The 12,808-nt window shown below is 76.8% G+C and carries 12 protein-coding genes and 2 tRNA genes; 10 read left to right on the top strand and 4 right to left on the bottom strand.

Features of this window, described 5'->3' with window-relative positions; all coding sequences use genetic code 11:
* Positions 1 to 210: 210 nt before the first annotated feature.
* The 3 genes from ACFV4G_RS33545 (at position 211) to ACFV4G_RS33535 (ending at position 1,835) form a co-directional block, all read left to right on the top strand.
* Positions 211 to 286, top strand: a tRNA-His gene (locus ACFV4G_RS33545).
* A gap of 132 nt (positions 287 to 418) precedes the next feature.
* Positions 419 to 865: a DUF4442 domain-containing protein gene (locus ACFV4G_RS33540; protein ID WP_329929065.1), complete on the top strand. Its 447-nt coding sequence runs from the start codon at positions 419 to 421 to the stop codon at positions 863 to 865.
* 103 nt (positions 866 to 968) lie between these two features.
* Positions 969 to 1,835 (top strand): hypothetical protein, encoded by an 867-nt coding sequence (locus tag ACFV4G_RS33535; RefSeq protein WP_380445957.1) that lies wholly within the window; start codon positions 969 to 971, stop codon positions 1,833 to 1,835.
* A 405-nt stretch (positions 1,836 to 2,240) separates the two neighbouring features.
* Here ACFV4G_RS33535 and ACFV4G_RS33530 read toward each other — a convergent pair whose 3' ends face one another.
* Positions 2,241 to 3,170 carry a spermidine synthase gene (locus tag ACFV4G_RS33530; RefSeq protein WP_380445956.1) on the bottom strand — a complete coding sequence of 310 codons (930 nt, stop codon included), beginning with the start codon at positions 3,168 to 3,170 and terminating at the stop codon, positions 2,241 to 2,243.
* A gap of 122 nt (positions 3,171 to 3,292) precedes the next feature.
* Positions 3,293 to 3,808, bottom strand: coding sequence for a hypothetical protein (locus ACFV4G_RS33525; RefSeq protein ID WP_380445955.1), 516 nt, complete (start codon positions 3,806 to 3,808; stop codon positions 3,293 to 3,295).
* A 352-nt stretch (positions 3,809 to 4,160) separates the two neighbouring features.
* Between ACFV4G_RS33525 and ACFV4G_RS33520 the strand changes: the two genes are divergently transcribed.
* On the top strand, positions 4,161 to 5,708 hold the full coding sequence (locus ACFV4G_RS33520; protein ID WP_380445954.1) for a tetratricopeptide repeat protein: 1,548 nt from the start codon (positions 4,161 to 4,163) through the stop codon (positions 5,706 to 5,708).
* A gap of 105 nt (positions 5,709 to 5,813) precedes the next feature.
* Here ACFV4G_RS33520 and ACFV4G_RS33515 read toward each other — a convergent pair whose 3' ends face one another.
* Positions 5,814 to 6,470 carry a histidine phosphatase family protein gene (locus ACFV4G_RS33515; RefSeq protein ID WP_380445953.1) on the bottom strand — a complete coding sequence of 219 codons (657 nt, stop codon included), beginning with the start codon at positions 6,468 to 6,470 and terminating at the stop codon, positions 5,814 to 5,816.
* Between the two features lie 243 nt (positions 6,471 to 6,713).
* Here ACFV4G_RS33515 and ACFV4G_RS33510 point away from each other — a divergent pair, with 243 nt between their 5' ends.
* From ACFV4G_RS33510 to ACFV4G_RS33500, 3 genes are all read left to right on the top strand, one after another.
* Positions 6,714 to 7,892, top strand: a complete 1,179-nt coding sequence (locus tag ACFV4G_RS33510; RefSeq protein ID WP_380445952.1) for a hypothetical protein — start codon at positions 6,714 to 6,716, stop codon at positions 7,890 to 7,892.
* 69 nt (positions 7,893 to 7,961) lie between these two features.
* Complete coding sequence (locus ACFV4G_RS33505) at positions 7,962 to 9,590, top strand: hypothetical protein (protein ID WP_380445951.1); 1,629 nt, start codon at positions 7,962 to 7,964, stop codon at positions 9,588 to 9,590.
* A gap of 8 nt (positions 9,591 to 9,598) precedes the next feature.
* Positions 9,599 to 10,963, top strand: coding sequence for an AAA family ATPase (locus ACFV4G_RS33500; protein WP_380445950.1), 1,365 nt, complete (start codon positions 9,599 to 9,601; stop codon positions 10,961 to 10,963).
* Positions 10,964 to 10,975: 12 nt separating this feature from the next.
* Here the strand turns inward: ACFV4G_RS33500 and ACFV4G_RS33495 are convergent, their stop codons facing one another.
* Positions 10,976 to 11,278 (bottom strand): hypothetical protein, encoded by a 303-nt coding sequence (locus tag ACFV4G_RS33495; RefSeq protein WP_380445949.1) that lies wholly within the window; start codon positions 11,276 to 11,278, stop codon positions 10,976 to 10,978.
* Between the two features lie 279 nt (positions 11,279 to 11,557).
* On the opposite strand from ACFV4G_RS33495, the gene ACFV4G_RS33490 reads away from it, so the two are divergent.
* From ACFV4G_RS33490 to ACFV4G_RS33480, 3 genes are all read left to right on the top strand, one after another.
* Positions 11,558 to 11,932 (top strand): hypothetical protein, encoded by a 375-nt coding sequence (locus ACFV4G_RS33490; protein WP_380445948.1) that lies wholly within the window; start codon positions 11,558 to 11,560, stop codon positions 11,930 to 11,932.
* Positions 11,933 to 12,098: 166 nt separating this feature from the next.
* Complete coding sequence (locus tag ACFV4G_RS33485) at positions 12,099 to 12,653, top strand: bifunctional DNA primase/polymerase (protein WP_380445947.1); 555 nt, start codon at positions 12,099 to 12,101, stop codon at positions 12,651 to 12,653.
* Positions 12,654 to 12,721: 68 nt separating this feature from the next.
* A tRNA-Lys gene (locus tag ACFV4G_RS33480) sits at positions 12,722 to 12,795 on the top strand.
* Positions 12,796 to 12,808 lie beyond the last annotated feature (13 nt).

Raw genomic sequence — 12,808 nt, 5'->3', positions numbered from 1 at the left:
TCCCCTCGTCCTCTTCCCCTCACTCCCCCACCCCCCCTCTTTTGCTCTTTCTGTTTCTGTTTGCTCCCCCCCCCCCCCGGGCTCCGGTAGGGCTCAGCGAGGGGTCCGCGCACGCCCGCGGGAAACCCTGGCGCGAGCACCCTCTCGGATCCTGTAGAGTTCTTCCTGTCGGAACGGGAACGCGAAGAGCGGGAACGGGCCGGACAGATGGTGGGTGTAGCTCAGTTGGTAGAGCACCTGGTTGTGGTCCAGGTGGCCGCGGGTTCGAGTCCCGTCACTCACCCCACGAGCCCGAGGGGCCGATCTCTTCAAGAGGTCGGCCCCTCGGGCGTTTTCGCGTTCCCTCACATCGGGCTCCCGCACCGCCCGTCGAGGACGGGCCTGTCGCCGGAAGCTACCGAGCAGTAACATCGTCCGCATGACGACACCTTCGATCGGCCAGATGCTCGACGCCACCGTCCCGATGGCGCGCACCCTCAAGCTCGAGTACCTGGAGACCACCCCGGAGCGCGCCGTGCTCCGGCTGCCCGACCAGCCCGAGTACCACAACCACGTCGGCGGGCCGCACGCCGGCGCGATGTTCACCCTCGCCGAGTCCGCCAGCGGCTGCATCGTGCTCGCCGCCTTCGGCGACCAGCTCTCGCGCGCCGTGCCGCTCGCCGTCAACGCCGAGATCGCGTACAAGAAGCTCGCGATGGGCGAGGTCACCGCGACCGCCGTGCTGGGCCGCCCGGCCGCCGACATCGTCGCCGAGCTGGACGCGGGCGAGCGCCCGGAGTTCCCCGTCACCGTCGAGATCACCCGGGCCGACGGCGCCGTCACCGGTGTGATGACGGTCACTTGGACCCTGCGCCCCAACTCCTGACCGCCGCGCGGTCCGTGGCCCCGGGGCGGCACCCCCGGGGCCACGATGACTGTCCGTGACGGCCGGCGTGACCTCACGGCCCGTCCGCTCGTTCTCAACTCACATGCGAGCCAATCACGCCACCAGGCACCAGGAACCCGACCCCCTCGGCGCCACCGGCGCCCGGCGCTCGGCCGGCCGGTGGCTCCCCGGGCCCCGCGCCGTCGCGGCCGGCGGGGCACTGCTCGCACAGCTCTGGGGCATCGGCGCCACCGGCGCGTACGCGGCCACGACCGACCCCCTGCCCGCCCCCGCCGACACCGCCGTCCGACGCGCCCTGCACGGCACGCCGGCGCAGCACGACAAGGAGTCGGCCGAGCGCGCCGGCACTCCCGCGCGGACGCCCGCCTCGAACTCCCCCGGGCTCGTCGACGAGCTCACCGGCACCACCGGGGCCGCCAACGGCGGCCTGCAGGAACGCATCCGGGCCGGCGGCCTGCCGCTCCCCGGCCAGCGGGCGGCCGTACCCGACGCCTTCGCCCTGGCCTCCGGCCTGCTCGGCGCGGTGCCGCCCCAGGGCCGGCCCACCGCGACACCCGCGCCGCGCGAGGGCGGACCCGCCGGGTCCACGGCCACCCCCGGCGAGCACGGCGGGACGAGGTCCGCGCACCCCGCGGGTTCCGCACCGGCGGCGCGGAAGGCCGAACCGGCCGCCGCCGCACCCGAGCCCGCGGTGCCGTCGGGCACGGCCGCCGGACCCACGGCGCCCGACGCCACCGCCGGCACCGGGCACACCGGACAGACGTCCACCGCGCCCTCGACCGGCGCTCCGGGAACGCCCTCGGCCCTCGCGCTCGCCGACACGGCCACCGTGACGGCCGCCAAGGACGGCTCCGGCACGGCCACCGCCGTCCTCGCCCCCATCGCGGCCGGGCTCCTGCTCACGGGGGCGGCGATGTGGAAGCACCGCGGGCTGCCGCGGGGGCACTGACCCGACGGGGCCGGGCGGGCGGGATCCCTTGTCAGGAGGCCGAGTTCACGGCCCGGGTGGACGCGCGCCGGGTCGAGCACGGCGGTGGGCGCAGCCGAGCGGCCGCGGCAGGCCGGCGCGGCCGGGCCGACGCGGTGGTCGCCCCCCGCCAGGCACAGCCGAGCCGACGCGGCCGGGCGGGCGCGGTGGTCGCCCCCCGCCAGGCGCAGCCGAGCGGACACGGCCAGGCGGGCGCGGTGGTCGCACCCCGCCAGGCACAGCCGAGCGGACACGGCCGGACCGGCGCAGCAGGCACAGCCGAGCGGACGCGGCCGAGCCGACGCGGTGGTCGCGGTCGGACGGACGCCGCGGGAACGGCTCGGCAAGGCACCTGCCACACGGCGAGCGCCCGCGCCGCGCCGCCCGTCAGCGGAAGACGCCCGCCGGCGGGGCCGGGGACGGGACGGCCGTGGCGTCCGTCACGGGAGCGGCCCCGGCGGTGAAAGCGGCCAGGGGCCCGCCGTGTTCGACGCGGGCGAGGGCGGAGTCGGTGGCCACGCGCCGCGTGAGGTCGGCGACCGGGAGGGGGGTGTGGGCCGCGGCCAGGATCAGGTTGCCGAAACGCTTGCCGCGCAGGACCGCCGGGTCGGCGACGAGGCAGAGCTCGGGGAAGACCGCGCCCAGCGTGGCGACCTGGGCGCGCGCGAACGGGAGGGCGGAGCCGTCGGCCATGTTGACCGCGTACCAGCCGCCGGGGGCGAGCGCGCGGGAGGCGAGCGTCGCGAACTCGACGGTGGTGCAGTGCGCCGGGGTCCGGGCGCCGGAGAAGACGTCGGTGATCACCAGGTCGACGCTGCCCTCCGGGGTGCGCTCCAGCACGCCGCGGGCGTCCCCGCCGCGGACCTTGATCTGCCAGCCGCGCTCCAGCGGGAGTTCGGCGCGGACCAGCTCGGTGAGCTCGGTGTCGATCTCGGCGACCTGCTGCCGGGAGCGGGGGCGGGTCGCCGCGACGTAGCGGGCGAGGGTGAGGGCGCCGCCGCCGAGGTGCAGGACGGTGAGCGGGCGGCCGGGCGGGGCGACGAGGTCTATCAGGTGGCCGAGCCGGCGCTGGTACTCGAAGCCGAGGTGGGTCGGGTCGGCGAGGTCGACCATCGACTGCGGGGCGCCGTCGATCAGCAGGGACCACGCGGCGGGGCGGTCCCGGTCCGGGCGGAGCTCGGCCAGGCCGGAGCCGACGGGACGGGTGAGCGGCCCCTGGGCGTGGAGGCGGCCGCCGGGCCCGGTGGTGTCGGGCTGCGGCTGCGCCGTCGCGCGGCCCCGGTCGGTGCCGCGCGCGGCCCTGCTGCTTCGTCCCATGACAGCCATTATCGGCGCAGGTCGATGGGACCACTCGAACTGGCGAACGCCCGCGGGCGTGCTGGGTGGATCCGGCCGGAGGAACGGACCGAGGGCCCGGCGGGATCCGCACGGCACGCCCGCTAGAACGGGCCGAGGCCGCCGGCGGTCAGCGTGCAGGCGGCCTCGCAGAGCGCGGAGCGGAGCACCCACGCGTCGGTGGGCCGGGTGGAGCCGTCGGTGGCGGTCGGGGGCATCACCCAGCGCGGATCGGCGACGGGCAGCAGCAGGGCGCCGGGCGTGCACGAGCTGCCGGGCAGGTGCCAGGTGTCACAGGTGCCGGCCGGGACGTAGAAGGAGACGGTGCTGCCGCTGCGGCTCTGCAGGACGGCCCCGCAGGCGCGGCGCAGGCGCAGGATGTCGACCGCCTCCAGTCCGTGCCGCACGGCGACCGTCACGGTGTCGTAGCCGGGGAGGACGGTGCCCTCGCCGACGGCCGGGCGGCGGCCGGGGCTCCTGCCCCCGCGGGGGGCGCGGCCGCCCTCGACCGGTCCCCGGCCGGGGATCCGGTCGTCGGCGGGATCGGGGAGCAGGGCGGGGGCGGCGCCGGCGAGCACACCTCCGACGGCAGGTCGGTACTGCGGCAGTCCGGTGGCCATCACGGGCCCTCCTGTCACCTCGTCGGATCGGAAGCCGGGCCGCCGGGAGGCCCCGGGCGGTCCGGGGAGGTGGGGGTGTCGCCGGAGCGGGCGGCGGGGCCGGGGGCGGCGGCCTGGGTTCCACGTACCAGGACAACGCCGCAACCGCGCCGCAGGCCACGGGGCGCCTTACAGCAAGGCATGGCATTTCATGGCAGATCTCGGCAACTGCGCCCGTTTCGCCCCGGATTGACCATATATCGGACGGGAACGCGCTGTGGCCGACCGGTGACTCCCGGTACTGTCGGTGGCGGGCCGGGGTGATCCGTTCGGAGCACCCGGGCACCGCCCCCGCACCTCCACGGAGCGCACCATGGCAGCCACCCCACCGGCCGAGCCGACCCGCCCGTCACCCAACACCGTGATGCGCGCACTGCGCGGCGACCGCTCGCCCGGCGAGTTCGCCACCGCCGTGCGCCGCGCCGCCCGCGAGATCGGGGAGCACGTGTCCTGCGACGCCCGCTACGTCGGACGGGTCGAGTCCGGCGAGATCCGCTGTCCCAACTACGCCTACGAGCGCGTGTTCCGGCACATGTGGCCGGGCCGCTCGCTCACCGACCTCGGCTTCGCCCCCAGGACCGCCGTCCGCCGCCGCTCGGCGGACGGAGCCCGGGGCGACACGCCACCCCCGCTCCACCCACCGTTCCCGACCCTGCCCGCCCCGCGCTCGCCACTCTCCACCCAACTCCCGTACGCTGCCTCGCCGTACGCGGATCCGCCCGCCCCGGACGGCCCCCCGTGGCCGCTCTCCGCGGCGGTGCCCCGAGGGCCCGCCGGACCGCGCCTTCTCGACGAGGAGAACGACGACGTGCGTCGCCGTACGTTCCTGACCGGCGGCTCGGCCGCCCTGGCCACCGCGATCGGATTCGACCCGCCCGCCGCGGCCGCCCCCGGCACCGGCCCGGGCGCCGGGGCCGGTGCCCTGGTGCCCGGCCGCAGCGCCCCGGTGCCGCTGCGCAAGGTCGGCGCCGCCGAGGTGCTGGGCGTGGAACAGGCCGTCCGGGACATCCGGCTCGCCGACGACGCGCACGGCGGCGACACCCTGTTCGAGCTGGCCGGGCAGTCGCTGAGGACGGCCTACGTGCTGCTCAACGAGGGCGAGTACAGCGCCGAGACGGAGCGCCGGCTGCAGGCCGGGGCCGGCGAACTCGCCATCTCCGTCGGCTGGCTGGCCCACGACTCCAACCGGCTCGCGGACGCCCGCTCGCTCTACGCCGAGGCGCTCGCCACCGCGCGGATGGCCGGCGACTCCGCCCTGGAGGCGCACGTCTTCTCCAACAGCGCCTTCCTCGCCCGGGACGCCGGCCGCCCCCGCGAGGCGCTGCGCGCCGCCCAGGCCGGGCAGGCGGCCGCCCGGCACCTCGACTCCGACCGGCTGCTGGCGCTGCTCGCCATGCGCGAGGCCGGCGGCTGGGCGCTCCTGCAGGACCGATCCGCCTGCGAGCGCGCGATCGCCCGTGCGTACACGCTGTTCGACCGCGGGCCCTGCGAGGCCGACCCGGAGTGGATGTCCTTCTTCGGCGAGGCCGAGATCGCCGGGCTCCAGTCCCAGTGCTGGTCCGCGCTCGGCGACTGGGACCGGGCCAGCGAGCAGGCCGGGCTCGCCATAACGCTCCAGGAGCCGCACTTCGTCCGCAACCGGGTGCTGTACACCGCCGAGCTCGCCCACGACCGGCTCGGCCGGGGCGACCTCGCGGGCGCCGCGCACCACGGCTCGGCCGCCGTGGCGCTGTTCGGCGAGGTCCGCTCCGCCCGGATCCGGAGCATGCTCGCGCACACCGCCGAACGGCTGCGGCCGCACGGCGCGGTGCCGGAGGTCGGCGGGTTCCTGGCCGCGTACGACGTCGCGACCGCCGCCTGAGCGGAGCCGGTCGGCGGTCCTTCAGTGGCCGGCGCCCAGGCCCTCCAGGTCAGTGGCCGGCGCCCAGGCCCTCCAGGTCAGTGGCCGGCGCCCAGGCCCTCCAGGTCAGTGGCCGGCGCCCAGGCCCTCCAGGTGGGAGAGGTCGTTCCACACCTCGACCGCGGGCGCGCCGTACTCCCAGGACAGGACGCACAGGGCCGCCGTGCCGAGCTTGAAGCGCTGGGCGAACTCGGGCGGCAGGCCGAGCCAGCGGGCGGTCAGGATCCGGAGCAGGTGCCCGTGGGCGAAGAGAACGACGTCCCGGTCGGCGCCGTGCATGACGGTGGTGTCCGTCTCCGGGACGCCGTGCTCGTCGTTGAGGCCGGCCAGGAAGGCGTCCACGCGGGCCGCCACCTCGGAGAGCTTCTCGCCGCCCGGCACGCCGTCGCGCCAGATCAGCCAGCCCGGGTGGTCGGTGGCCCGGATGTCGGCGCCGGTGCGGCCCTCGTACTGGCCGTAGTCCCATTCGAGCAGCTCGGGGCGGTCCACGGCGCGGTCGCCGAAGCCGGCCAGGGCGCAGGTCTCCTTGGCCCGGCCGAGCGGGCTGGTGTAGACGAGCGCGTCCGGCAGCCCGTTCCAGGGCGCCTTGGCCAGCCGGGCACCGAGCGCCCGGGCCATCGCGCGGCCCTCCTCGGTGAGCGGGATGTCGGTGCGGCCGGTGTGACGGCCGGTGGCGGACCACTCGGTCTCGCCGTGGCGGACCAGCACGATACGGGCGGGCATGGGGGGCTCCTCGCGACGGGGCGGCGGCAACGGTCGGTCTCACCCTTGAGCACCGGGCTCCATGATCCCTCACCCGGACGGTGGACACGACGCGGGCCGGGAGCAGGGGCCGGAGCGGCGACGCGAACGCGAAGGGGGCGGGGGCCGGAGGGCACGGGAGGGCGCCGGACCGCCTCCGGCGGGGGCCGGAACGGGGTGATCCCCGCCGGATTGTCGGACCCGGATGCGACACTGGGCCGCACCATGAACGTCTCGACGAACGCCCCCTCCCGTGGGCACTCTGAGCCGCTCGCCCGCCGGCTCGCCGAACTGCGCGGTCCCGCGCCGCAGCGCAGTCTGAACGCCCGCTCCCTCGCCGCGCTCGCCGCCAATCCGGGCTGTCACCGCAGGGCCGTGCTGGACGCGGCCGGGGTGGACAAGGCGGTGCTCGCCTCCCGGCTCGGCCGGCCGGCGCCGTTCGGGCAGTCTCCGTTCGCGATCGCCCGCGGCGTGATCTTCGAGTCCCGGCTGAAGGCCGACGGCTACGCGGCGCTGCTGGAACCGCTGCGCCGTCACCTCGGCCTCCCGCCGGACGGCGGCGCCCCGCTGGTCGTCCCGGACCTCCTGCAGCGCTCGGGCCCCGCCGTGCGCGCGGACCGGACGGCCGAGGCGCTGGCGGAGGCCGCCGCCGACCCGGACGCCTGGACGCTGCTCGACCACCCGCTGCTGCGGCTCGACGTGGCCGGCAGCACCGCCTACCTGGAACCGGACGCCGTCGTGGTGCACGGTGGGCGGTGCACGGTGGTCGAGATCAAGTCCTTCCCGGTGCTGGACGGCGCCGCCGACCCGGCCAAGGTCGGCGCCGCCGCCCGCCAGGCCGCCGTGTACGTGCTGGCGCTGCAGCACGCGGCCGCCGCCCGGTCCGGCGCGGCGCTCACGCCGGACCCGTACGCCGAGCAGCGGCTGCCGGGCAGTCCCCGGCTGAGCGTGCTGCTGGTCTGCCCGAAGGACTTCGGGAACCGGCCGACCGCGGTCGCTGTCGACATCCGCCGCGAACTCGCCACCACCCGGCGCCAGTTGAGCCGGATGACCGGCATCGGCCGGCTGCTGGAGGCGCTGCCCGAGGGCACCGCCTTCGACCTCGCGGTCGACGAGGAGGGCGCCCCGGCCCGCTCGGGCGACGAGCTGGCCGACGCGGTCGCGGCCGTGCCCGCCGCGTACAGCCCGGACTGCCTCTCCACCTGCGAGCTCGGCTTCCACTGCCGCGCCCAGGCCCGCTGCGGCGACCGGGTCGAGCAGCTGGGCCGCGGCGTGCGCGGCGAGCTGGGCAGCATCCGGACGGTGACGCAGGCGCTGGCCGCCGCCACCGGCAGCGGCACGGACGAGGCGGCGGAGCGGCTCGCGTACGCGGCCGCGCTGCGCGCCGAAGCCCTGGGGAAGTGACCGGGAAGTGACCGGAGAAGAGACCGCGGAAGTGACCGTTCACACGAGCGAGCGAATCGTCGAGGGGCCATGAGTCTGCTGACCACCCTCGCCCGGCTGGAGGCCGTCCGCAGCGGGCGGGCCGAGCCGCTGGCCACCGTCCGGCACCGGCACCTGTCCGACCGGCCGATGGTGCTCGTCCCGCTGACCGCCGCCGGCGAGGCGGGCGCGCCGCTGGCCGTCCTGCTCGGCACCGACCGGGACGCGCCCCGGCTGCACCTCGTGCCGCAGCCGCTCAACCGCACGCTGCGCTTCGACTTCCTGGCCGCGCTGGCCGCCGACCTCCTGCCCTACGTGGAGTCCTTCGGGGCCGAGGTCGAGCAGATCGAGGGCTCCGAGAAGGACCCGGAGACCGGTGAGAAGACGCAGGTGTTCCGCGAGCTGTGCGCCGACGCGCCGCAGCTGATCGTGCCGAACGGCGCGGGCGTGCACCACCTCGCGCTGATCGGCCGCTCGACCCGGTTCCGCCGCACGGTCGAGGACGACGAGCCGGGCCCGTACCCGGCCCCGGTGCGGGTCCCGCTGCTCGGCCGCTGGCTGACCCACCTCACCGACCGGGCCCAGGTGCCCGGCTCCAGCCTGCTGCTCCCGATGACCGGCCTGCTGGCCCGGCACTGGGCGACCGGCCAGAGCCACCTGGAGGACCAGCACCTCGCGGCCCGGCTGGCCTGGCACTTCCCGCCGGAGGGCGTCGGCGGGGCCGAGGCGGCCGAGCGGGCCGAGTCCGCCCGGGACGACCGGGGGCAGCTGCTGCACCCGCCGGCCGGTCCGGCGACCGACCCGTCCTTCGACAGCGTCGTGCTCGGCCCGGCGATCGCCCGGTACGACGCCGCCGCCTCCGCGCTGCAGCACAGCACCGAGCAGCGGGACGACGAAGCGGCGGCGCGCGCCCGCGAGGCCGTCCGGGCGGCCGTCGAGCAGGTGCGCGGCGCGCTGTCGGCCGTGCTGCTGCCCACCTGGCACGACGTGTGGCGCGGCATCGACCTGCTGCGTTCGCTGCCGCCCGCCGGGCACCTGGCGGAGCGCTGGACGGGCGACCGCTGGTCGTACACCGGCCACCGGGACCGCCTGGCGGCCGGCGAGCCCCCGCAGCCCCGGCAGGACGACGCGGTGACGGCCGCCCGCAAGCTCGCCCAGCGCGAGCGCGAGCAGGCCAGGCTGGACGTCCAGGAGGCGCTGGACGACCCGCTCGCGATGGCCGAGCACCGGCTGGCGGGCGAGGCATTCGCCGGCGTGGTGACGGACGTCGTCCCGGACTACGACACCTCCGGCCGCTCCCCCAAGCCGCGTCCGCTGGTCACCGTGCGGACCGACGACCGCCCGCACGCCGACCTCGGCCGCGAGGCGCACCGGGTCTGGGGGTCCCCCCGTCCGGAGGCCGGGGGAGGTCAGTCCGCGCAGAAGGCCGAGATCGTCGCGGCCGACCCGGCGGAGGGCACGATCACGCTGCGGATCCTGTCCGGGATGGGCCGCAGGAAGGAGCCCGAGCCGGGCAGCGTGCCCGAGCCAGGCGAGCCGGTCACGTTCACCCTCTTCGAGCTGACCGTCCGCCAGTCCGCGCCGCTGCCCGAGCCGGACGACACCCCGTGGACGCACGGCGGCCCGCCCGGCGCCGCGCCCGGATCCCCGGGCCCCGCGGCCGACTTCGACTGGGAGTGAGCAAGCGCGTGACCGAGCAGAGCTCAGCGGGCCAGGCCCCGGGCGCGGCCGCCGACGCCGCCGTGGCCCGGATCCTGGCCGCGACCGTCCACCCGCCGGCCGGCGCCCCGCGCGGCGTGGTGGTGGACTCGCCGCCCGGCGCCGGGAAGTCGACGCTCGTGGTGCGCGCCGCCCGGGAGCTGGTCCGGTCGGGCGAGCGGCTGATGATCGTCGCCCAGACCAACGGCCAGGTGGACGACCTGGTCGGCCGGCTGGCCGAGAAGGCGCCGGAGCTGACGATCGGCCGGCTGCACGCAGCCGACGGCCGGCCGGGCCCGGAGGTGCTGCGGCACGCCAACGTCACCCCGTCCGACAAGGTCGCGGACCTGGTCGAGCACGACGTCGTGATCTCCACCTCCGCCAAGTGGCAGTGGGTGCGGGCCGAGGCGCCGTGGCGGCACGCGATCGTCGACGAGGCGTACCAGATGCGCTCGGACGCGCTGCTCGCGGTGGCCCGGCTGTTCGAGCGGGCGCTGTTCGTCGGCGACCCGGGCCAGCTGGACCCGTTCACCGTGGTCGGCACCGAGCAGTGGGCGGGCCTGTCCTACGACCCGTCGAGCAGCGCCGTGGTCACGATGCTGGCGCACAACCCGCAGATCGAGCCGCACCGGCTGCCGGTCTCCTGGCGGCTGCCGGCCAGCGCGGCGCCGCTGATCTCGGACGCGTTCTACCCGTACACGCCGTTCCGCTCCGGCACCGGCCCGGACGACCGCCGGCTCACCGCCACCGTCCGCCCGGACGGCTCGGCGCTGGACGCGGCGATCGACCGGGCGGCCGAGCACGGCTGGGCGCTGCTGGAACTGCCCGCCCGGCACACCGTGCGGACCGACCCGCAGGCGGTGGCGGCCGTCGCGGCGACCGTCCGCCGGCTGCTGGAGCGCGGGCTGAGCGCGCACTCCGAGCAGGGGCAGGCCCCGCTCACCGCGGACCGGATCGCGGTCGGGACGGCCCACCGGGACCAGGCGGCGGCCGTGCGCGCGGCCCTGCTCAAGCTCGGCGTCCCGGTGGACGGGACGGCCGGCCCGGCGGTCACCGTGGACACCGCGAACCGGCTGCAGGGGCGCGAGTACGACGTCACCGTCGTCCTCCACCCGCTCTCCGGGCGGCCCGACGCCACCGCCTTCCACCTGGAGACGGGCCGGCTCTGCGTGCTCGCCTCCCGCCACCGGCACGCGTGCATCGTGGTGGCCCGGGCCGGGATCGCCGAGCTGCTGGACGAGCATCCGTCCACGGAACCGGTGCAGTTGGGCGTCTCGGTCAGGTTCCCGGACGGCTGGGAGGCGAACCACCAGGTGCTGCACCACCTGTCCGGGCACCGGGTGCGGCTGCGCTGAGCCCCGGGGCGGTCAGTCCTCGGACTCGCAGAGCGCGTACGCGGTGACGACGCCGTGGTCGGCGCGGGCCGACCAGGTGCCCGGGGCGCCGGGGGCGGGCGCGTTGACCAGGACGGTGTCGCCGGGGCCGGCGGGGGCGAAGGTGTACCCGCCGCCGGTCAGGTGGCTGTGGGCGGGGCAGGTCGCGGTCGATCCACCGCCGGGGGCGCTCTTGGCCCCGGTCACCACGACGGTGGTCTCGGCGGCGGCGGCCGGGGACGCGCAGGCGAGGACGAGGGGCAGGACGAGGACCGGGAAGGCCTTCCGCACACGCATGGTTCTCCTTGTAGGGGTTCCGTTGGTCGACGAAGGGATCACCCGGCACAACGGCCCGGTCCCCGCCCCGATGCCGCGGCACGGGAGGGACCACCCGAAGGTGTCCGGCTCGCGGGAGTCCGGGGCGCGCCGGGGGCGCGCACGGGGGAATAGCGCCCGCACGCGCACCGTTCCGTCATCGGCCGCCTCCGCGCGACAATGGACGGCGGCCCGACCGGGCGGCGCGGCCCCGGAGCAACCGCCGTCCGCCCCTCACCGAGCACCCGGAGGTGTCCGTCCATGCCCGACTCCCACGCGATGGCGTCCGATTCCGGTGGTCCGTCCGCGCCGGCCCGGCGGCTGCGTCCGGTGCAGCTGCTGTTCGAGCCGCAGGCGGCGGAGCCGGAGGCGGAACGCTTCTTCGACCTGGAGTCGATCGACGACCCGGCGGAGCTGTTGCGCCGCTCGACCGAGCTCGCCCTGGCGTTCCGCGCGGCCGCCGAGCGGGCCACGGACTTCCAGGCGGTCGCCGCCGCGCAGCTCGCGGACCCGCGCCGCTTCGACGCACTGTCGGCGGACGACATCGCGCAGCGGGCGGACTGGACCCCCGACTACGCCACCAAGATGATCGAGTACGGCCGCGGCCTGCTCCAGCCGCGCCGCCACGAGGACTGAGCCCCCGGGACTGAGCCCCGGGGCCGCGCACCGGCCGGATCCGAGGCCCCGGAAACTCGCCCCTGGCATATGCGCGGGGCGGAAGGGTACGCCGCCGCGCGCCGGCCTGTCCGGCGAACGGCCCTTTCCGCCCGGCCGCGCCCGCGCAGCGCGCACGCTGCTGTGCGTGGAGATCTGGACCTATCAGTCGGTGGAGTACGTCACCGTGGCCGGGGAGGCCTGGCTGGCCTCGGCGAGCGAGTACCCGCGCAGCATGCGCGCGCTGTGGGAGTCCCGCCCGTGGGCGCCGTCGGTGCTGCCGTGCGGGCGGGCGTTCGACGTGATCAGCATGCCGTCCCTGTTCGGCCGCCGGGTGCTGGACGAGCTGTGGGCCTCCGGGCCGGGCTGCGGGCCGGTCGCGGCCTACCGCGGGCGGACCCTGCTGTTCGTCCAGCCGGGCGCGGCGCCCCGGCTGCGCAGGCTGCTGGCCTGGGAGGAATGGGCCCGGGACGTGCCGCCGCTGCTCTGCCACGGCAAGGGCGACACGGTGACGGTGCCGCCGGTGCAGCGGATGGTGCACGGCCCGGACTCCCCCGGGCTGGGCGCCGGCCGGTGGATCGTCGCGCCGGAGGACCGGGAGCCGTGGCTGCCGGGCGCCTCGGTGGTGCTGTGGGCGTGCGTCCGGGCCTCGCGCGAGCCGGTCGCGGCGGGCCCCGCCGGGCCGGCGGTGACCGCGCGGTGAACAGCGCGCGACCGGTATTCGATTTTGGCGCGGGCCGGGGCCGCTGCTAGAGTCTTCTCTGTCAGCAGGCGCCGCTAGCTCAGTTGGTTAGAGCAGCTGACTCTTAATCAGCGGGTCCGGGGTTCGAGTCCCTGGCGGCGCACAGACAGCCGGAA

Origin of the sequence: Kitasatospora sp. NPDC059747, from assembly GCF_042732955.1 — a bacterium.
GTDB lineage: Bacteria > Actinomycetota > Actinomycetes > Streptomycetales > Streptomycetaceae > Kitasatospora.
This window is presented reverse-complemented; position numbering and strand designations above follow the sequence as displayed.

Coding starts and splice junctions, on each gene's coding strand:
- ACFV4G_RS33540 (WP_329929065.1), top strand. CDS start 419: ATGACGACACCTTCGATCGGCCAGATGCTCGACGCCACCGTCCCGATG.
- ACFV4G_RS33535 (WP_380445957.1), top strand. CDS start 969: ATGCGAGCCAATCACGCCACCAGGCACCAGGAACCCGACCCCCTCGGC.
- ACFV4G_RS33530 (WP_380445956.1), bottom strand. CDS start 3,170: ATGGGACGAAGCAGCAGGGCCGCGCGCGGCACCGACCGGGGCCGCGCG.
- ACFV4G_RS33525 (WP_380445955.1), bottom strand. CDS start 3,808: ATGGCCACCGGACTGCCGCAGTACCGACCTGCCGTCGGAGGTGTGCTC.
- ACFV4G_RS33520 (WP_380445954.1), top strand. CDS start 4,161: ATGGCAGCCACCCCACCGGCCGAGCCGACCCGCCCGTCACCCAACACC.
- ACFV4G_RS33515 (WP_380445953.1), bottom strand. CDS start 6,470: ATGCCCGCCCGTATCGTGCTGGTCCGCCACGGCGAGACCGAGTGGTCC.
- ACFV4G_RS33510 (WP_380445952.1), top strand. CDS start 6,714: ATGAACGTCTCGACGAACGCCCCCTCCCGTGGGCACTCTGAGCCGCTC.
- ACFV4G_RS33505 (WP_380445951.1), top strand. CDS start 7,962: ATGAGTCTGCTGACCACCCTCGCCCGGCTGGAGGCCGTCCGCAGCGGG.
- ACFV4G_RS33495 (WP_380445949.1), bottom strand. CDS start 11,278: ATGCGTGTGCGGAAGGCCTTCCCGGTCCTCGTCCTGCCCCTCGTCCTC.
- ACFV4G_RS33490 (WP_380445948.1), top strand. CDS start 11,558: ATGCCCGACTCCCACGCGATGGCGTCCGATTCCGGTGGTCCGTCCGCG.